Source organism: Sulfuricaulis sp., assembly GCF_040901545.1.
Taxonomy (GTDB): domain Bacteria; phylum Pseudomonadota; class Gammaproteobacteria; order Acidiferrobacterales; family Sulfurifustaceae; genus Sulfuricaulis.
Window position 1 is genome coordinate 67,704 of sequence record NZ_JBBDYL010000005.1, and the last position, 19,452, is coordinate 87,155.

16 protein-coding genes are annotated in these 19,452 nt (G+C 62.6%); 10 read left to right on the forward strand and 6 right to left on the reverse strand.

Annotated features, from left to right (window positions below):
- Nucleotides 1–39 precede the first annotated feature (39 nt).
- Nucleotides 40–2,172: a nitric oxide reductase activation protein NorD gene (locus tag WD823_RS01395; protein WP_368427691.1), complete on the reverse strand. Its 2,133-nt coding sequence runs from the start codon at nucleotides 2,170–2,172 to the stop codon at nucleotides 40–42.
- Nucleotides 2,173–2,334: 162 nt separating this feature from the next.
- Between WD823_RS01395 and WD823_RS01400 the strand changes: the two genes are divergently transcribed.
- A complete protein-coding gene (locus tag WD823_RS01400; RefSeq protein ID WP_368427692.1) occupies nucleotides 2,335–2,856 on the forward strand; it encodes a DUF4410 domain-containing protein in 522 nt (173 codons plus the stop codon).
- A 54-nt stretch (nucleotides 2,857–2,910) separates the two neighbouring features.
- Here WD823_RS01400 and WD823_RS01405 read toward each other — a convergent pair whose 3' ends face one another.
- The gene (locus WD823_RS01405) at nucleotides 2,911–3,744 is read right to left on the reverse strand and encodes a CbbQ/NirQ/NorQ/GpvN family protein (protein WP_368427693.1); all 834 of its coding nucleotides are present in this window, start codon (nucleotides 3,742–3,744) and stop codon (nucleotides 2,911–2,913) included.
- Between the two features lie 749 nt (nucleotides 3,745–4,493).
- Between WD823_RS01405 and WD823_RS01410 the strand changes: the two genes are divergently transcribed.
- The 7 genes from WD823_RS01410 to WD823_RS01440 all read left to right on the forward strand — a co-directional run bounded on the left by WD823_RS01410 (nucleotide 4,494) and on the right by WD823_RS01440 (nucleotide 13,470).
- On the forward strand, nucleotides 4,494–5,960 hold the full coding sequence (locus WD823_RS01410) for an aldehyde dehydrogenase family protein (RefSeq protein WP_368427694.1): 1,467 nt from the start codon (nucleotides 4,494–4,496) through the stop codon (nucleotides 5,958–5,960).
- A 2-nt stretch (nucleotides 5,961–5,962) separates the two neighbouring features.
- Nucleotides 5,963–7,501 (forward strand): AMP-binding protein, encoded by a 1,539-nt coding sequence (locus tag WD823_RS01415; protein WP_368427695.1) that lies wholly within the window; start codon nucleotides 5,963–5,965, stop codon nucleotides 7,499–7,501.
- Nucleotides 7,502–7,560: 59 nt separating this feature from the next.
- Nucleotides 7,561–9,258, forward strand: a complete 1,698-nt coding sequence (gene xsc / locus WD823_RS01420; protein ID WP_368427828.1) for a sulfoacetaldehyde acetyltransferase — start codon at nucleotides 7,561–7,563, stop codon at nucleotides 9,256–9,258.
- A 44-nt stretch (nucleotides 9,259–9,302) separates the two neighbouring features.
- Entirely contained in the window at nucleotides 9,303–10,274 is a 972-nt protein-coding gene (locus tag WD823_RS01425) for a Bug family tripartite tricarboxylate transporter substrate binding protein (protein ID WP_368427696.1), read from the forward strand.
- An 83-nt stretch (nucleotides 10,275–10,357) separates the two neighbouring features.
- Complete coding sequence (locus WD823_RS01430) at nucleotides 10,358–10,882, forward strand: tripartite tricarboxylate transporter TctB family protein (protein ID WP_368427697.1); 525 nt, start codon at nucleotides 10,358–10,360, stop codon at nucleotides 10,880–10,882.
- A 9-nt stretch (nucleotides 10,883–10,891) separates the two neighbouring features.
- Nucleotides 10,892–12,415, forward strand: a complete 1,524-nt coding sequence (locus WD823_RS01435) for a tripartite tricarboxylate transporter permease (protein ID WP_368427698.1) — start codon at nucleotides 10,892–10,894, stop codon at nucleotides 12,413–12,415.
- Nucleotides 12,412–13,470, forward strand: a complete 1,059-nt coding sequence (locus WD823_RS01440; protein WP_368427829.1) for a substrate-binding domain-containing protein — start codon at nucleotides 12,412–12,414, stop codon at nucleotides 13,468–13,470. The genes WD823_RS01435 and WD823_RS01440 overlap by 4 nt, the downstream gene beginning before the upstream one ends.
- Here WD823_RS01440 and WD823_RS01445 read toward each other — a convergent pair.
- Nucleotides 13,420–14,625, reverse strand: a complete 1,206-nt coding sequence (locus tag WD823_RS01445; protein ID WP_368427699.1) for an acetate/propionate family kinase — start codon at nucleotides 14,623–14,625, stop codon at nucleotides 13,420–13,422. The genes WD823_RS01440 and WD823_RS01445 overlap by 51 nt on opposite strands.
- A 240-nt stretch (nucleotides 14,626–14,865) precedes the next feature.
- On the opposite strand from WD823_RS01445, the gene WD823_RS01450 reads away from it, so the two are divergent.
- Both WD823_RS01450 and WD823_RS01455 read left to right on the forward strand, forming a co-directional pair.
- Nucleotides 14,866–16,257: a serine/threonine-protein kinase gene (locus tag WD823_RS01450; protein ID WP_368427700.1), complete on the forward strand. Its 1,392-nt coding sequence runs from the start codon at nucleotides 14,866–14,868 to the stop codon at nucleotides 16,255–16,257.
- Between the two features lie 173 nt (nucleotides 16,258–16,430).
- A complete protein-coding gene (locus WD823_RS01455; RefSeq protein WP_368427701.1) occupies nucleotides 16,431–16,604 on the forward strand; it encodes a hypothetical protein in 174 nt (57 codons plus the stop codon).
- A gap of 60 nt (nucleotides 16,605–16,664) precedes the next feature.
- Here WD823_RS01455 and WD823_RS01460 read toward each other — a convergent pair whose 3' ends face one another.
- From WD823_RS01460 to WD823_RS01470, 3 genes are all read right to left on the reverse strand, one after another.
- Entirely contained in the window at nucleotides 16,665–17,378 is a 714-nt protein-coding gene (locus tag WD823_RS01460; protein ID WP_368427702.1) for an AAA family ATPase, read from the reverse strand.
- Between the two features lie 253 nt (nucleotides 17,379–17,631).
- Entirely contained in the window at nucleotides 17,632–17,832 is a 201-nt protein-coding gene (gene ccoS / locus WD823_RS01465; protein ID WP_368427703.1) for a cbb3-type cytochrome oxidase assembly protein CcoS, read from the reverse strand.
- 3 nt (nucleotides 17,833–17,835) lie between these two features.
- On the reverse strand, nucleotides 17,836–19,452 hold a 1,617-nt coding region (locus WD823_RS01470), incomplete at its 5' end, for a heavy metal translocating P-type ATPase (protein ID WP_368427704.1).

Genomic DNA, 19,452 nt, shown 5'->3' on the forward strand with positions numbered 1-19,452 from the left:
CATCCTATCATTCGCGACCGTTTTCAAGAAGCCAGGGGGTTACATCGTCAACCGCCGGTAAATCTCCGAAACTTTCAGGGGCAGTTTACGGATGTCATCCACCCGCACCCAGTTCACCGCGCCGTACATGTGCGGCAGGTAGTCGCGCGCAGCTTCGTCGATGGTGATGCAAAAGGGATGGATGCCGCTGCGTTTGGCTTCAATCAAGCTCATGCGCGTGTCCTCGATCCCGTATTCGCCGCGATAGCCGTCGTAGTCATCCGGTTTGCCGTCCGAAAGCGTGATCAGCAATTTGGTTCGGGCGTCCACGCCGTTCAGCAATTTCGTCAGATGGCGGATGGTCACCCCCATCCGGGTGTAATCCTGAGGCTGCAGGCCGGCAATGCGGCGCCGGACGTCATCGCCGTACCGCTCACCGAAATGCTTGATGCGATACAGATCGCAGCGTTTGCGGGTCATGCCGGAGAAACCGTAGATCGCGTAGCGATCACCGAGAATTTCGAGCGCTTCGCACAGCAGGACCAGGGCTTCGCGCTCGGCGTCGTTGATCCAGCCTTTCGTCGAGCCGCTCATGTCCACCATGAACATCACCGCGATGTCGCGCTCATGCTTGTGTAATTTCGTGAACAGCCGCTCGGACAGTTCCCGTCCGGTTTTCATGTCGGCGTGGGCTTCCACCAGCGCGTCAAAATCGATGTTGTCACCGTTTATCTGTTTTTTGAGCAACCGGTTTTCACCCCGCAAGGCCTCGAATGTTTTGCGAAGCTGCGGCAACTCACCGCGGTATTTCGCAAGTGTGCGGGCCACAAAGGGATCATCGTAGGGAAACACATCCCGTTCGCGCAGGACGCACCAGTCCTTGCGATAGTGATGGCGCCGGAAATCCCATTCCTGATAGATGAACACGCTTGCCCCGCCGTCCGCCTCATTCTCCGCGGTCATTGCATGCGGCTGTTCCTCCGGCGCGGGGGGGTTTTCACCGGCAGTTTCCCAAAAATAATCTTCCGGTATCCGGCCATGATCCTGGATAATCGACTGGACCAACGCACGCAGGTGCGCCGGCAACTGGACGGGCTGGCCGCCCGCTGCCGACAGAAATGAAATTTCGCCCGGATGGTCCGGATCTGGAACCGGTTTGATAACTTGACGTGGCCGGTGACTCGATATGCCGGCATCGCTCAGGTTGGCCGCAAAATGCTTTCCAAGCTGGTCGAGTGCCTGTTGGAAAAGCATTTTTTCCCGCGCCATTCGCTGTTCGGCGACCTGCCGCGCCCGGCCCGGAATGAGCGTTCCTTGATAACAGTACGTTTCCGGTAACTGACTGGAATACAATTTGGGCAGCCAGGCGCGCGAATCGGACACGGTCGCTTCGGGTTGTTTCAATTGTTGAATGGCTGTCCTCCAAGTTGCCGGGTAACGCACTTCGCCGGTGCGCTGTTGCAGTTCCACCATGTCCTGGTACAAACCCGGAAATTCACGTTCCAGGTTGGCATTGAGGCGCACCGTTTCGAGCGCGTGGAACACGCGCATAGCTGTTAGTTCGTCGTTAAATTCCGCCAACATTTCATCCAGCGGTTGCGCTTGTTCCGGCGTGCGGAATGTTCCGTACCAGGTTTGGGCCCACAAATGGGCGACCGTCGTTTTGTAGCGTCGGAAATTGTCCTGACGTTCGGAAAAGGTGGCCACGCGGTGCGGCAGGAACAGTGTCTCGGTGTCCGTGTAGCAGTCGGAAGCGGCGGCAATTTTAAGCGACCGTCCGGCCAATCCCTGAACATACAGCTCCAGCACGCGGTGAATCTCTTCCAGCGTCACGCCGCGCCGCCATTCGCCGGCCTCCACGGCCACGACCTGGTATTGGACGAGTGCGGCAATTCCAGGATTAAGCCCGTCCCGGTCGTAGATGTCCATGGCACGGATGATCCAGCGCTCGATATCGGGCAGGTCCATCAGCCGGAAGGCATCCGTCACACGCACCGCAAACTGATAGGCCAACTCGGTGTTGGTTTTGGCGATGACATCCACCCAGTGCAGGGCGAAATTCTGGTGACGTCGATCAAGCTTAGAAACAGCTTGTGCAATCAATTCGGTCGAGCGGGTGGGTGACAATACCGACTCGAAGGATTTGTCGAGTATGGCTTTGATCTCGTCGGTCTTTAAGCTGGGAGGGTTCAATTGACGTGAAATGACGAAAAACTCTGATTGGGATTGGTATTTTTTGCGATTCTGTCTGTATAGGAAATTAACCTGAAGACTAAGGTGTAATTGGCATGATCTATACTTCTTCCCAGTAACCTCGCTGTTTTTATCAAACCTCTATTTAGGGAGAATTGAAACATGAAAAAGTTACTAATGCTTTCGTTAGTAATTATCGGTGTTACGGCATGTGCGAGCGGCGTCAATCGGTCAAGTACAAACGATAATTATAAATACGCTGGTCAAAAATTCTCGGCAGTTAAAGTCAGTCTTAATCCGGATGCACAGGAAAAGCTCAAGGATAACATCAAATTCGATGCTACTAAATTGGAACAAGTTATCGTGAGAAGTTTGCAAGCACGCCAGTTAATCGATTCCAAGTCGGAGAATATCGTAAATGTTCTGGTCACGGATATACGTACTCGTTCCAACTTTTCAGCCGTGATGTTTGGTTTTATGGCTGGGAACGATCGTGTAGAAGGAGTCGTTTCGCTCAATCCGAAGTCCGGTGGGCTGTCATGGCTGGAATTCCATGTAAGTGCTGCATACGCGTTGGGCGGTTTCGGCGGTGGGCAGGATGATGCACGCATGAATTGGTTATACGAGGAGTTTGCCAAGTTAACGTTAAACGAAATCCTTGGAACAAATGTCAGTAAAAAATAGTAGCTGATATAAAGGTTTTCGACCCGACCGAAAAATTTCTTTTTCAAGAAACGGCTAGAACAGGGATGACGAAAGTTCGTTGATGGCGGCGATCATCTCGGGATCGTCCGTCAGCGCGGCGGCGACGGCGGTGCGCGTGGCGGTGCGTGGGTCGATACCGGTTGAAATCAGCTTGCCGGCGTGCACCAGGAGGCGCGTGCTGGCGCCTTCGTCCAGTCCGCTGCCTTTCAGGTTGCGGGTCATGCCCGCGAATTTGACCAGACGCTGCGCCATGTCCTGGTCAATCCCGGTTTCGCGCCGGACGATTTTTTGTTCGAGTGACACCGAGGGGTAGGTGAATTCGATGGCGACGAATCGCTGACGCGTGCTTTGTTTCAAATCCTTGAGCACGCTCTGGTAGCCCGGATTGTAGGAAAGGGTAAGACAGAATCTGGGTCCGGCGGTAAGGAGCTCTCCGGTTTTTTCAATCGGCAATACCCGCCGGTCATCGGCGAGCGGATGGATGACCACGGTGGTGTCCTTACGCGCTTCCACGATCTCGTCGAGATAAAGCATGGCGCTGGTGCGCACCGCGCGCGCCATGGGTCCGTCCACCCACACCGTTTCATTGGCGGTGATGAGGTAGCGGCCGATGAGATCGGTCGCGGTAAGATCGTCATGGCACGAAACGGTGATGAGCGGACGCTTCAAGCGCCAGGCCATGTGTTGCATGAAGCGCGACTTGCCGCAGCCGGTCGGACCTTTCAGCAGTACCGGCAACTGCTGCCGGAACGCCGCTTCGAATATGGCCACTTCCTTGCCAAGCGGTTCGTAGTAAGGTTCTTCCTTGATGAGGTACTCCTCGGGCTTGGTCGTGCGCGATGAGGCGATTTTTTTTGATAACGACATGGGGGCCATGGATATCGATTAACCGTTGATTCCTCCAGTATGCGCAAAATCGCATGGTGGCACAAACCTGCCAGAAGCAGGTTGGTAAAGCCCCTCCTTGGGCTTTTCCCTTCGGGCCGCGCTCTACGATTTTTGTGGACCGCGGAGCAAGCGAGAAGTGGTACCGGGATGTACCGCCTACGGAGCTAAGGACGCACGCTGACCCGAACTGATTTGTGACGCGGGCAAGTCCCCGGGGGAGGCGGAGCAGTCGCGCATGCCATGTGAGCATTCGCGCCACCGCGTGGGCGCGCCCAGGCTTGCGCGCGGAGCAGGATAACGAAGCGCTGAAAGGGGCGTGCAAAACCATATTGAAGCTGATCGTGGGCGCGCCGCAAATGTCCTTGCGGACCAGGAAATAAATCGCCCTTCCTCGGCACCAACAACCTCGTAAGCGGGATTTAATGTACCTGCCGATTTCGCGCCCTTGTCGCTGATCGCCCGCGAACCGGGAAAGTCCCTGGTCCTGACATTGGGGCGGCGCGCGGAAAAAAACGGCCACGCGTCGTCCTTAAGGCCGGCGGCTGATTACCGACACTGCCCTCGGTTCAGTCCGGTTTGACAAGAACCTGCATTTATGTTGAAAATGTAAGCGCTTTCATTCAGTCAGCCGTTCGTCAGTGCCAACATGCGGCGTCGACACGGTGCTGGATTCTTACAAAAATCCGACGTTCATGGTAAGGCTAACCGAGCCAGCGGCCGGTGAGTCTATGCCCCAATCAATAGAAGGAGAGAGAGTGGTGCCCCACGCCCCCGGTAATACTATCGGCGTTATCGATCCCACCGTCCGCGATGTGATTGCCGACCTGGTGAGGCGCGCGCGTAGTGCGCAGACCCGATACGAGCGCTACCTCCAGGAGCAGGTGGACGAGGTCGTGACCGGCGTTGCTTGGGCAATCGTTCATCCCGGCCATTGCCGCGAACTGGCGGAACTCGCCGTCAAGGATACCGGCCTCGGGAACGTCGCGGACAAGATCGCGAAGAACCGACGCAAGACGATGGGGACACTGCGCGATCTCAGATATGCCCGGTCCGCCGGTGTCATTGCCGAGTATCCGGAAAAAGGAATTATCGAGATCGCGCGCCCGGTCGGTGTGGTGGGCGCCGTCGTCCCCGCGACCAATCCGGTGGCCACGCCCGCCAATAAGATCATGAACGCGCTCAAGGGGCGAAACAGCATCATCCTCTCGCCGTCTCCCAAGGGTTACAGCACTTGCACGCGTCTGCTCGAGATTGTGCGCGCGGAGCTGAATCGCATCGGCGCGCCGGTCGACCTCGTGCAGCAGCTGCCCGCGCCCGTCACCAAGGCGCTAACCGAGGAGCTGATGCGCCAGGTCGATCTCGTGGTTGTCACCGGCTCGCAGAGCAACGTGCGCGCGGCCTACGCGAGCGGCACACCGGCGATCGGGGTGGGCACTGGCAACGTGCCGGTCATCATCGACCAGACCGCCGATCTCGCCGACGCCGCGGCCAAAATCGCACGCTCGAAGACCTTCGACAACGCCACGAGCTGCTCTTCCGAGAACAGTCTCGTGATTCTCGATGCGGTCTACGCCCAGGCGCTCGCGGTCCTGCAAAAAGCGGGCGGCGCACTGCTTGACGCCGAGGAGAAGCGCAAACTGGAGGCGGTGATGTGGAGTCACGACCGGCTCAATCCGCGTATCATCGCCCAGAGCGCCCCGGCGATCGCCGCGGCCGCGGGCCTCGACCGGCCGGAACTCAAGGCATCGCGTTTTCTGCTTGTGGAGGAGACTGGAATCGGGAAGGACTACCCGTTCTCGCGGGAGAAGCTCTCCCCGGTGCTCACGGTCTACCGCGCACACGATTTCGACGCGGCGTTTGAAATCACGCGCCGCATCCTGATTCACCAGGGCGCCGGACACTCGTGCGGCATCCACACGCGCGAAGACGCGCACGTGATGCGCCTCGGGTTGGAAATGCCCGTCTGCCGCGTGATCGTGAACCAGGCGCACGCGATCGCCACCGGCGGAAGCTTTGACAACGGGCTGCCGTTTTCGCTCTCCATGGGCTGCGGGACCTGGGGGCGCAACAGCATTGACGACAACTTGAACTACCGCCACTTCCTCAACATCACGCGCATCGTGCGCACGATCCCACCGGTCGAGCCGACCGAGGACGAGCTCTTCGGCGCGTACCGGAAGAAGCACGGTGCCTAACCGTGGAGCTGCCACGCACGATCCGCCATGTTATCGACCTGCGGGCCGACGCGCAGCCGGATAAGGTCTACCTTCTTGCCCCTGAAACCGGGCGCACGCTCACCTACGGGCAACTGCGGCGCGACGCGCGCTTGCTCGCCGGTGTGCTGCGCGCGCAGGGGTTGCGCCCGGGTGAAAAAGTAGCGCTGATGCTGCACAACGGTTACCAGACGGCCGACCTGTTCCTCGGGGTGATGTACGCGGGCTGCGTGGTCGCGCCGCTCAACCTGCTGGCGCAAGCATCGCAGCTGGCGTATGTGCTCGAACATTCCGGTGCGCGCGTCATTTTCGTCGCGCCGGAGTACCGCGAACGGCTCACGGTCGCGCTCGCCGGTTGCACGCGTCCGGTGGCGGTGCACGAGATCGATATCGACGCCGAAGAGATTTTTCCCGGTGCGTCGCCGGAGGAAGATCTCCCGGAAATAGCGGAAGACGGCGAGGCGCTGCTCATGTATACCTCCGGAACCACCGGGCGGCCAAAAGGGGCGCTGCTCACGCACCGCAACGTGGTCGCCGGCGGCCGCTTCACGAGCGAGGCGCACGCCCTCGGACCCGATGACCGGGTGCTGTGCTCGCTGCCGCTGTACCACATCAACGGGCAGATCGTGACCGTCGTCGCGCCGCTGGTGCACGGCGGCAGCATCGTCATGCCGCACAAGTTCAGCGTCTCGAATTTCTGGGAGCTGCTCGCGCATTATCGTTGCACCTGGTTCAACGTGGTGCCGACGATCGTATCCTACCTGCTCAATGAGCCCGATCCGCGTGTCGCGCGTCGCGAACTGGCGCTCGAGCGGCTGCGCTTCGGGCGCTCGGCCTCCGCGCCGCTGCCGCCGAGCCTGCACCAGGCGTTCGAACGCCAGTTCGGTTTCGACATCATCGAGACCATGGGACTTACCGAAACCGCCGCGCCGGTGTTCTCAAATCCGCTCGATCCCGCCAAGCGCAAGGTCGGCTCGCCCGGCGTCGCCTTCGGGGTCGAGGCCAAGGACGGCGGCCGCGCCGGCCGCGAGCGCGCGCGCGGCGCGGTCGGCGAGATCCTGGTGCGCGGCGACAACGTGATGCAGCGCTACCACCAGGACCCGAAGACCACGGCCGAGACGCTTGAGCCCGACGGCTGGCTGCACACCGGCGACCTCGGCTACCGCGACGCCGACGGGTTTTTCTTCATCACCGGGCGATTGAAGGAACTGATCATCAAGGGCGGGGAGAACATCGCGCCGCGCGAGATCGACGAGGCGTTATACCGCCACCCGGCGGTACTCGAAGCGGCCGCGGTGGGCATCCCCGATCCGGCTTACGGCCAGGAGATCATGGCCTGCATCGTGCTCAAACCCGGGCAACGGTGCTCCGAGGGCGAGTTGCGGACGTTCTGTCTGAAAGAGCTGGGACGCTACAAGACGCCCAAAATCATTCGCTTCGTCAATTCGATTCCCAAGGGGCCATCCGGCAAAGTCCAACGGCTTAAACTGATCGAGATACCATCCACAGGAGTTTCCCTATGAGCAGGCAACCACAAAAGAATCCACCAACGGCCGCGCCGCAGCCGGGCGGGCACGTGCGCATGACACCGAGCGAGGCACTGGTCGAGACGCTGGTTGCGCACGGGGTCGACACGGTGTTCGGCATCGTCGGCTCGGCGTACATGGACGCCCTCGACATTTTTCCGGCCGCGGGCATCCGTTTCATCTCGGTGGCGCACGAACAGAACGCCGCGCACATGGCCGACGGTTTTTCGCGCGCGACCAACCGCCACGGCGTGTGTATCGCGCAGAACGGGCCCGGTATCACGAACTTCGTCACTGGCATCGCCGCCGCCTACTGGGCGCACTCGCCGGTGGTCTGCATCACGCCCGAGACCGGGAGCCTCGGCGTCGGCCTCGGCGGTTTCCAGGAAGCGAACCAGATGCCGATCTTTTCGACCATCACCAAGTACCAGGTGCACATCAACCACCCGGCGCGCATCGCCGAGCTGACGAACCGCGCCATGACCAACGCGATCAACGAACGCGGACCGGTGCAGATCAATATTCCGCGCGATTACTTCTACGCTGACATCGAGGCCGAAATCCCGCCGGTACAGTACCTGGAGCGTGGACCCGGCGGACCCGAATCCCTCGAAGCGGCGGCGAAGTTGCTGGCGGCGGCGAAATTCCCGGTCATCATGGCCGGCGGTGGAGTGATCATGGCGGATGCCGTGAGCGAGGCGTGCGCGCTGGCCGAGTACCTCACGGCGCCGGTCGTGACCAGTTATTTGCACAACGACGCGTTCCCCGCCTCGCACGAGCTCGCGACCGGCCCGCTCGGCTATCAGGGCTCAAAAGCGGCGATGCGGCTGATCGCCAAGGCGGACGTGGTGTTGGCACTCGGCTCGCGGCTCGGGCCGTTCGGCACGCTGCCGCAGCACGGCATGGACTACTGGCCGAAGGACGCACAGATCATCCAGGTCGACGCCGATCCGCGCATGCTCGGGCTGGTAAAAAAGATCGCCGTCGGAATCTGCGGCGACGCGAAGCAGGCCGCCGCCGCGTTGCTCCAGCGGTTGCAGGCGTTTACGTTGCCGGCCAAACGCAATGAGGCGCGCATCAACGAGATCCGGCAGGCCAAGGATGAGTGGGCCAAAGAGTTGGCGGGCTGGCCTTCGCCCTCCGAGGACGGGCGCATCGGCCCGCGCCAGGCATTGGCGGCGCTGGCCAGGGCCATGCCGAAGACCGCCATGGTCTCGACCGACATCGGCAACGTCTGCTCGGTGGCGAACAGTTATTTGCACTTCGAGCAGCCGCGGAGCTTTTTCGCCGCCATGAGCTTCGGCAACTGCGGCTACGCGTTTCCGACCGTCATGGGCGCCAAGGTCGCGCGGCCTGATCGCCCGGCCGTCGCCTACGTCGGTGACGGCGCCTGGGGCATGAGTCTGGCCGAGGTGATGACCTGCGTGCGCGAGGGAATTCCGGCGATCGCCGTGGTGTTCAACAATTTGCAGTGGGGCGCCGAAAAGAAAAACCAGATCGACTACTACGGAAATCGTTTCGTCGGCACCAACCTCACCAATCCCAGTTTCGCGGACGTTGCCCGCGCGATGGGGGCCGAGGGCGTGCGCGTGAGTCACGTCGATCAGATCGGTGACGCGCTCCAGGCCGCGGTCAAATCCAACCGCTGCACGGTGCTCGATGTGCAGCTCACGCGCGAGCTCGGCGAACCGTTCCGCCGCGACGCGCTCAAAAAGCCGGTGCGGTATCTCGACAAGTACAAATCCTACGTATAACGGGATCGATTCTCGGTAAAACCCAGTCACACAGGAGGAGCATCATGATAAGCAAGCTAAAATGCAGTCGTTGTTGGTTACCGTTCGCGTGCGCGGTTGCGATCCTGACCGTCGGTTTCTCGGCCCTGGCACAGCAACCCTACCCGTCGCGGGCGATCGAGTTCATCGTTCCGTTCGGGCCGGGTGGCGGTGCCGATCAGCTGGCGCGCAAGAGCGGCAAGCTGCTCGAATCGACATTGAAGGTATCGGTGCCAGTGCTCAACGTGCCCGGCGCGACCGGGGCGACCGGTGTCGCCAAGCTGGTGTCGGCGGCCCCGGACGGTTACAGCATGGCGATCTACATCGCCGACACGCACGCGCTGCTGGCAACCTCAAATCCGCCGTACGGCATGGACGACATCACGCCGGTCGCGCGTATGATCTCCGCGCCGTCGTACTTGTTCGTGAAATCGGACGGTCCGATCAAGAATTGGGCGGATTTCGAGAAAGCCGCGAAGGCGAAACCGGGCGCGCTCAAGGTGGCGACCGTCGGTTTCGGCAGCGTCGATGACATGACGCTGACGTTTCTCGAGGGCAAGGGCATCAAGCTGAACCAGGTGCCGTACCCGAAACCGAGCGAGCGCTACGTCTCGGTGCTCGGCGGGCACGTGGACGTGCTCTACGAGCAGGCCGGTGACGTCGCGAGTTTCCTCAAGAACAAGCAGATGCTCCCGATCGTCGTGTTCGGCGACAAACGCGCCGCCGACTTTCCCAACGTGCCGGCGTCCAAAGAGCTCGGCTACGACATCGGTCTGCCGCAGTTCCGCTCGGTCGTGGTGCACGGCAAGACCGACCCGAAGACCATCAAGATGCTGTCCGATGCTTTCGGCAAGGTGGCTCAGACCGCGGAGTACAAGGAGTTTCTGAAGGAGCAGTTCGCCGCCGAGGACAGCTACATGCCGGCTGACCAGGCCCGCCAGTTCATCCGCGGCGAGCTCGAGACCATGAAGAAACTGGCCGGAACGAAGAAGAAATAACCAAGAAAGTTCGAGGAGAGACGCGGTCCGGCCGATGGCGGCCGGACCGGGTCACCCGTCAGAACGTCTCGGGGGATCCAGGCATGGGCATCGAAATGTTGAAGCGAACCGCGCCGTATGTAGCCGTGCTCGCGGTTACGATCGTCCTCTTCATGCTCGCCGGCCAGATCAGCTATGTCGGCAAGGTCGGCCAGATCGGGCCCGATCTCTGGCCGAAGGCGGTGCTGGTCCTGGCCATGGCCGCGAGCATCTATCAGATCGTCTGCATCGTCCTGCAGTGCTGGCGCGAACAGGCGGCGTTCCGCGCCTACGTAGCGACTCCAGAGAAACCCTATACGATCCGGCTGCTCCTCGGGATGGGGATTACGCTTGCCTACGTTGCCTTGCTTCCGGTCATCGGTTTCATTTTTTGCACGCTGTTGTACCTGGCCGCCTTCATGTATATCGGCCGCTACCGCCGCCACCGGGTTGTGATCGCGACGAGCGTCATCGGAACCCTGATGTTCCTGCTGATTTTCATGCGCTTCGTCTATGTCTCGCTCCCCATGGGGAGCGCGCCGTTCTCGACCTGGAGCTACGCGCTGCTGGCGCTGCTCGGTGCTCGATAGGGGACGGAAATGGACATACTCGCGAATCTGGGCCAAGGTTTCCTCGGCTGCCTTCAGCCGGTCAATATGGCGATGTTGTTTATCGGGATCGTCGTCGGACTGATCGTCGGTGTGCTCCCCGGTCTCACGCTCGTCATGGGTGTGATCCTGGCGCTGCCTTTCACCTACTCGATGGACGTGACACCGGCGATCGTGCTGCTTACCGCGATGTACGTCTCCGGCACCTACGGCGGCGCGCCGACCGCGATTCTGTTCAAGATTCCGGGCGAGCCGATCCACGTGCCGCTGCTGTGGGATGGTTACGCCATGGCGCGCAACGGCCAGCCGGCGCTGGCCCTGGGCTGGACGCTGATCGCGGCACTGGTCGGCGGGTTGCTGTCGGTCACGATCATGGTGGCGCTGTCGGAGCCGGTGGCAAAGCTCGCGCTCACCTTCTCGACGCCTGAGTACTTCGCGATCGTCCTGTTCGGACTTACGAGCGTAGTCTCGCTCGGCCGCGGCAGCCTGCCGAATGCCATCATCAGCCTGTGCCTGGGGCTCCTGATCGCCACTGTGGGTGTGGACTCGATCTACGGCAGCACGCGTTACACCTTCGGCCTGCCGCTGCTGCTCGACGGCATCGAGTTCCTGACCGTCATGGTCGGGGCCTACGGCCTGGGCGAGGTGTTCATCCGGTTGCACGAGGGGTTCGCGAGTGCGCCCATCCAGCAGATCGGCGAGATGCGCACGCGTCTCCCAAGTTGGCGCGAGCTGTCGCGACTCAAGGGCGTGCTGCTGCGAAACTCCGTGCTCGGCAACATCATCGGCGTGGTCCCCGGCGCCGGCGCCACCATCGCCTCGTTCGTGGCCTACGGCTTCGAGGGCCAGTACAACAAGCGCAAAAAGGAGTTGGGCACCGGTATCCCGGACGGCATCGTGGCGCCACAGGCGGCGGCGACCGCCTCGGTGGGCGGGGCGTTGATCCCGCTGTTCACGCTCGGAATTCCGGGCAGCGGCGCGACCGCCGTGATCCTCGGGGCGTTCCTGCTGCACGGCATCCAGCCGGGGCCGCAGGTGTTCCTGACCTCTACCGAGATGATTTACACCGTGATCGCCTCGCTGTTCCTCGGCATCGTTGCGATGTGCCTCGTGGGATTCTTCGCCATCCGCCCGCTTGTCAAGATTCTCGATTTCCCGGAGGCGGTGGTTTCGGCCTTCATCATGTTGCTGTGCTTCATCGGCGCGCTGTCCATTCGCAATAATATCGGCGATCTGTGGCTGATGGTCGCTTTCGGAGTCATCGGCTATCTGTTCGAGCGTTACCGCTTCCCGATCGCGCCGCTCGTGCTGGGGGTGATCCTCGGGCCCCTGGCCGAGAGCTCCTTCACCACCACGATGATCAGCTACCGGAGCGATTGGACCGTGTTCTTCACGCGGCCGATCAGCGGTACGGTGATGGTGTTGACGCTGCTCGCGCTCGTCATCCCGTTCGTGACCCACATCCGTACCATCCGGCGGGAGGGACACGCGGCCGCCAATGGATCGTCCGAATGAACCGTCGTGCCATCACGCTGAGCGATGTCGCCAGCGCCGCCAAGGTGTCGATCGCGACGGTGTCCCGTGCCCTGACCGCTCCCAACAAGCTCAGGCCGGACACACTCGCACGCATCAACGAAACCATCGAGACGCTCGGCTACGTGGCCAACGGCAGCGCCCGGGCGCTCGCGTCGCGACGCTCGCTGACCGTTGGCGCGCTGATTCCCGCCATCGATAACCCGAGCTTCGCGAATACCGTGCAGACCCTGCAAAAGACTTTAGGGGCGGCGGGCTACATGCTGCTCCTGGCCTGTCACGATTTCAGCCCGGCGGCGGAGCGCCGACTCGCGCGCACACTCATCGAACGCGGGGTCGACGGTCTGGTGCTGCTCGGTACCGAGCATGAACCCGAGTTGTTCGCGCTGCTCGAGCGACACCACATCCCGTATGTTCTCACGTGGGCGCTCGCGACAGATACCCGACGTCCGTGCGTGGGGTTCGACAATCAGAACGCAGCGATCTCGCTCACCGAGCACTTGCTCGAGCTGGGTCACGTCGAATTCGCGATGATATCTGGCGTTACGGCGACCAACGAACGCGCCCGCGAGCGTGCCGCCGGCGTGCGCGCGGCGCTCCAGCGCCGCGGAATTGAGCTACCGCCGGAGCGTTACGCCGAAAGGCCGTACACCCTGCAAAACGGCCGCGACGGTTTGATCGAAGTGCTGCGCCACGCGCCGCGCCCGACGGCGGTGATCTGCGGTAACGACGTGTTGGCGATCGGCGCGATCGCGGAGTGCGCCGCGATCGGGTTGCACGTTCCCGACGAGATATCGATCACCGGCTTCGACGACATGGAGATCGCGTCCATGCTGCAACCGGGCCTCACGACCATGCACTTTCCGACCGGTGAGATGGGCGAGCTCGCGGCGCGTCAGCTGTTGCAGGCGATCGCCGGCGGGCCGTTGCCGCCGCGCCGGGAATTGCCGGTGCGGCTGGTCGTGCGCGGCACCACGGCGCCACCGTTAGCCGGCGCCCCGCGACGCGAGCAACTGACGCGCATCGCGGGCGATTAACAGTTCCTCGTTGACCGGGATGACATAAACCGCCGGCGCTGAGCGCGGTGTCGAGATGCGCCCCTCGATTCCTACTGCCGCGGCGTTGGCCGCGGCATCCAAGCGTAAGCCACACCACTCCATTCCGGCGCAGATGCGGGCGCGAATCAGGGCGGCATGCTCGCCGATGCCGCCACCGAACACGACCGCGTCGGCGCCGCCAAGCACCGCGGCGTAGGCGCCCAGGTACTTGCGCGCGCGGTGACAGAAAGCATCGATCGCGAGCCGCGCCCCGGCGTGTCCGTCGGCCTCAAGCCTGAGCAGTTCGCGCATGTCTGAGGTAACGCCGGACAGACCCTTGAGCCCCGATTCGTGATTGAGCCCGTGGGCGAGCGCGGTAGCGCTCAGACCGCCGGCGGCCACGAGCTGCACCAAAACGCCCGGATCCACGTCGCCACTGCGCGTCGACATGATGAGTCCTTCCAAAGGCGTGTAGCCCATGCTGGTCTCGACCGAGCGCCCCGCGCGGATGGCGGCGACGGAGCAGCCGTTGCCGAGCTGAAAGGTGATCACACGCGGTTCTGACGCGGGTTCACCGTGCAGCGCCAGGCAGCGCTCGTACATGTATCGATGCGCGATGCCGTGGAAGCCGTAGCGGCGAATGCCGTGCGCACGCGTCCATTCCTGGGGCAGGGCATAGGTCCGCGCGGGCTGGGGTAGCAGCGCATGAAACGCCGTGTCAAATACGGCAACCATCGGGAGAGTGTCTTCCAACTCCAATCGGCAGGCGCGGATCACCTCAAGCGCAATCGGGTTGTGGATCGGCGCGAGCGCGCACAAGGATTCGATGCGCGCGATCGTCTCGGGCGTGAGCAGGACCGGCTCGCGGAAGATCTCGCCACCGTGGACCACGCGGTGGCCGATCGCCGTGACCGCCCGCCCCGCGGCGTCCGGTGTCAGGTCTCGAAGCCAGCGCAATACCCGCGCCGTGGCCTCGCGGTGGTTGTGAATGGCCACACGTGTCTCGCGGCGCTGCCCGTTGGCTAGCCAGGTGAACTTCGCTTGATCGCCGAAGGCATTCACCATCCCGCTCGCGATGAGCCGTAGCGACCCGTCGGGGTCCTCGGCGTAGAGGCGGTGCTTGAGGGAAGAGCTGCCGCTGTTGAAGACGAGCATCGACACGATATGGGGTGGTCGGGTCAGGCAGCGGTGCGCCGCCGCCGAAATAATACCAAAACACCGCTGCCAGGGGGTTGCCGTTCAGGGATCTGTCAGATAAGGCGTCGGTGATGCGTTTGCCCGGATTAGCCGCGCCGGGAAACGTTTTGCGGCATCTACCGTAGCGTGCGGCGGGCGTTGATTATACTTAAGTGATATGTCAAGTGAGCGCCTATATTCCGATCCTTGGAGATCCAGGTGAAGCAGCCAATCCAGAAAACCCAGCAAATCAGTCTGCCGCAGGAGGGCATGGCGGCTGCTACCCACCCGGTACTCGCGCCCCTGGCGCCGCGCTATGAGATCTTGGAGCGACTCGGCGAGGGTGGCATGGGGCTGGTCTACCGGGTACGCGACCGGGAAACGACCGAGATACTGGCCCTCAAGTTGCTGCGACCGGAAATCGCCTGCGACCCGGAGATGATGGTGCGGTTCAAGGATGAAATCCGGCTCGCCCGCCGAATCACGCACAAGAACATCAGCCGCATTTACGATTTCAATCGCGTTGATAATCTGGTTTATATCACGATGGAGTATGTGGATGGCGAAAGCCTGCGCGACTATCTCGAGCGTGCCGGAAAGTTGCCGCCAGAACGCGTCATCGATCTGGCGCGTCAGATCGCGGCGGGTCTCGGTGAGGCGCACGCGCAAGGGGTGGTGCACCGCGATTTGAAGCCGGAGAACGTGATACTAGCGCGCGACGGTCTGGTAAAGCTCATGGATTTTGGCATTGCGCGCGCGCTCGGCGGTAATACCACGACCACGCAAACCGTCATCGGCACGCCCGGTTACATGGCGCCGGAGCAATCGCAGGGGAAGTCGATCGATCAACGCACGGATCTCTACGCGCTGGGCCTCATCCTGTATGAATGCCTGACCGGCCGCCGCGCCTTCTCCGGTGCCACTCCGGTCGAGATGGCGCTCAAACAACTCAAGGAGCGTCCGGTCCCGCCGCACAAGTTGCTCCCGCACGCTCCGGCGCATTTGGAATCGATCGTGCTGCGCTGCCTTGAAAAGGAACCCGCGCGACGGTTCTCCAGTGCCGCTGAACTGCAACGGGCGCTGGCCCAACCGATCGACACCGCCCCGCGCGCGTCACGCTGGCGCAAGCTGGCGCTGATGAGCGTCATCGTCTTCCTCTCGCTGGTTGTTGTGCACCGGGCCATGAACACGGAAACGTCTTCGTCCTCGGAGGATTTCAGCGACAGCCGCCAGATTCCGGAGGAATTGATCAAATTGTTCGAGGCCGCGCAGCAGGGCGATGCGAAGGCGCAGGAGCGCGTGGGGCGGCTATATCTCGACGGCCCCGAGCGGGCGCGTGACGAGCGCAAGGCGTTTTACTGGACCCGGCGCGCCGCGCTCAGCGGCGACCCAAATGCCCAGTACACGTTGGGCAGGATGTATGAAGCGGGACGCGGCGTTAAGTCCAATGTCATCGGCGCTTACGTCTGGTACAAAATCGCCATCGCTTCAGGCAGCGACATGGCGCGCGAGGCACATGGCAATTTAGTGTTCAACCTCTCCCGTGAGCAGATTGCGGAAGCGGAACGGCAAATAGAAAAACTGCGCCGGGGCCGGAAACCCCAGAGATGAACCGGCATTCCGGTTCCGGAAAGCCGACGCTCCCGCCGACGTAGAAAAACCGCTTGACTCGACGTCATATCCCCGTCCCCGAGGTGCGCATGCCTTTGAACGCCGGGCTTTGTTGTCGCGCGCCGTATGGCATGCTGTGGCGTTGTCATATTACAGAGAATCGAGGCCGCGGCATGATGGTATTTTGGAAGCACTCTCCGAAGCACTCTCCAAGGCAGTGCCGCGCCTATCCGTTCTTGCCCGAACTCGCCAGCCGCCAGGCCTGGCGCGCGGAGGCGCGCCGCTGCGAGGGCATCGGCAGCGGTCCGGTCATCCCGCTGGTGAAGCTGGAACGGGCGCGGACATAACCGGCTGGATTTGCAACCGGGCGCGTGACGATCGCCCGCCGGATTCGGACGCAGGGATATTCAATCTACCGGATCGGGAATACTGCGTTTGCTTTCCAGCCATTTGAGCATCGGTTGCCATTGCTCGATGTCGCGATGTGCTTGTGAACTGTTGAGATCGAAAATGCCGAGGCCGCGCGCATCGGCGACAAGATAATTATTGCTCTCGCGCAGCGTGGCCACGAACGGAATCTTCAGGCGCGAGAGGAACCGTTCCAGGTTGTGATAAATCTGGGTGTTGAGGGTGCTATAGGAGATGCTCATGCTGTTCAGGACATGCTCCATTGAATTCTGAATGGCGCTGTTCTCGTGCACGCGGTTGGCGATCACCGCGAGCCGCGACTCATCCCGGACGATTTTCCCGACCAGCAGCAGTTCATGGATGAAATGCGCCGCGGCGCGGATATCGGTGGGTGACGGCAACACGGGCACGATCAACGTGTGCGCGCGGCGCACCAGCGCCGTGAGGACCGGGCCGTGGGCGCCGGCGGGCACGTCCATGATCACGTAATCGGTGGAACGCGCTACCCGTACCGGGTCACGCCATGCCACCAGGCCGCGGATGGCAGGGCGATCTTGCGGTCGCGCCTCGAGCCATTCCGTGCTCGATCCTTGCCGGTCGAAATCCGCGAGCACCACGGACTTACCTAGCATGGCGTAATAACTTGCGAGGTTGGTGGCGATCGTACTCTTCCCGCAGCCGCCCTTGGCGTTAAGCAGCATGATCTTGCGCATGGTCGCTCCTTGAAGGTAGTGACGCGTTTTTCGGGAGGGAATAGCAGGCCGGGACGGTCCGGGAACCGTTGTGAGCATAGTGGAACGCAAGTCGCGCGCTTTGTGATTGGTGTTGGTTTGCGCTCATGGCCTTTTCATCCTCGGGTCCGTGGGCGCGGCATCCCCGCCACGCTCCTCCGGCCAGTGGGCCATTAAAGTTTATTCCAGCGCGCCGGAAACCTCTACCGTCTGCGGGCGCCGGAACTGCGTGCGATCAATCGCTGCGTGGCGCTGGTTTCGTTTCCGGAGGCTGGTCGGCGGCATGCTTCGGCGATTCGTCCTCGTCCATCAGTATCCGGTGCGCCGGACCCTCCAGGTCGTCGAACTGCCCGGAACGGATGGACCAGAGAAAGGCCCATGCGATCACGCCGGCAATGAGAACGGCGAGCAGGATCAGCAGATAGAGAATTTCCATGATTCAATCCTGCGCCACCGCCACGGTGAATGACGGCTTCGGTTGCGAGCGCCGGCTGAGGCGCAAGGCATTGGCCACGACCAGCAGCGAACTGGCCGACATGCCGAGCGCCGCCATCCATGGCGAGATATAGCCCGCGGCGGCGGCGGGAATGGCGAGCAGGTTATAGGCCACCGCCCAGGCGAGGTTCTGGCGGATGATGCCGAGAGTGCGGCGCGCCACCCCCAGGGCCTCGGCCAGGTGCGGCAATATCTGCGACAGCAGGATCATGTCGGCGCTGGCGGCGGCGACCGCCGTCCCGCCGCCCATGGCGATGGATACCTGGGCCGCCGCCAGCACCGGGGCGTCGTTCACACCGTCGCCGATCATGGCGACCACGGCGCCATGTTGCTGCAGCGCCTTGATGCGTTCTAGCTTGTCCGCCGGCTTCAGGTCCCAGGCCAGCTCGCGGATGCCGAGCGCGTCGGCCACGCGGCGCGCGGCCGTTTCATGATCGCCGGTGAGCAGCATGACGGTTTTTCCCCGGCGCTGAAGTTCGGCGATCAGCTCGCGCGCGCCGGGGCGCAGCTCGTCGCTGAGCATAAACGCGGCATGCAAGCCTTCCTGTCCGGCCAGCACCACCACGGTGTCGCCTGCGCGCCGCAGCTGTTCCAGCGTGTCGGCGTCGGCCGCGAGGCCGGCCTGTTCTTTTATATACGCCGGCGTGCCGAGAAAAAAAATCCGGCCGTCGATTTTGCCGCGCAGTCCGGCGCCGGGCGTGTTGACCACCTCGCTCGCGCTCAATTCGCCCGGCCCGGCGGCCTCGCCCAGCGCGCGCGCGATCGGATGCTCGGAGTGACGTTCGAGCGCGCCGGCGATGCCCAGGCATTGCGCGGGCGACAGGCGCGAAAAGCCCCGGGTTTCCAGCAGCCGCAAGCGCCCGCGCGTGAGCGTGCCGGTCTTGTCGAAAATGAAATGGCTGGCGCGCGCCAGGGTTTCGAGCGCGTGCCCGCGCGTCACCAGCAGGCCCAGACGCGTGAGCCGGCCGGTGGCCGCGGTGATGGCCGCGGGCGTGGCCAGCGACAGCGCGCAGGGGCAGGTGACCACCAGCACCGCGATGGTGGCGGGCAGCCACAGCGCAGCGTCGTGGCGCCACCAGTAGAGCGCGGTCAGGCCCGCGAGCAGCAGCACCGCGGCCACGAAGCCGGCGGCGATACGGTCCGCGAGTTGCGCGAGGCGCGGTTTTTCCGCCGTGGCGCGGTCCAGCAGCCGCAGAATCGAGGACAGGATGGTGTCGGGCCCGGTCTGCTCGACGCGCGCGGTGAGCGGGCTTTCGATGTTGATGGCGCCGCCGACCAGTTTCTCGCCCGGCCCCTTGGCCACCGGCAGGCTTTCGCCCGTGAGCAGCGATTCGTCCACGGTGGAGCGGCCCTCCAGCACCACGCTGTCCGCCGGGATGGATTCGCCGGGCCGGATGCGCACGCGCTCGCCGGCTTGCAGTTCCGCCACCGCCACGATTTCGGTCAAATAAATAGATTCTCTCGGCTCCGATCTTACAGAACTCCCCTCTCCCGCCTGCGGGAGAGGGGTCGGGGTGAGGGGCCCTTCTCCCTCAGGGAGGTGAGACGGGGTTGTGGGGGG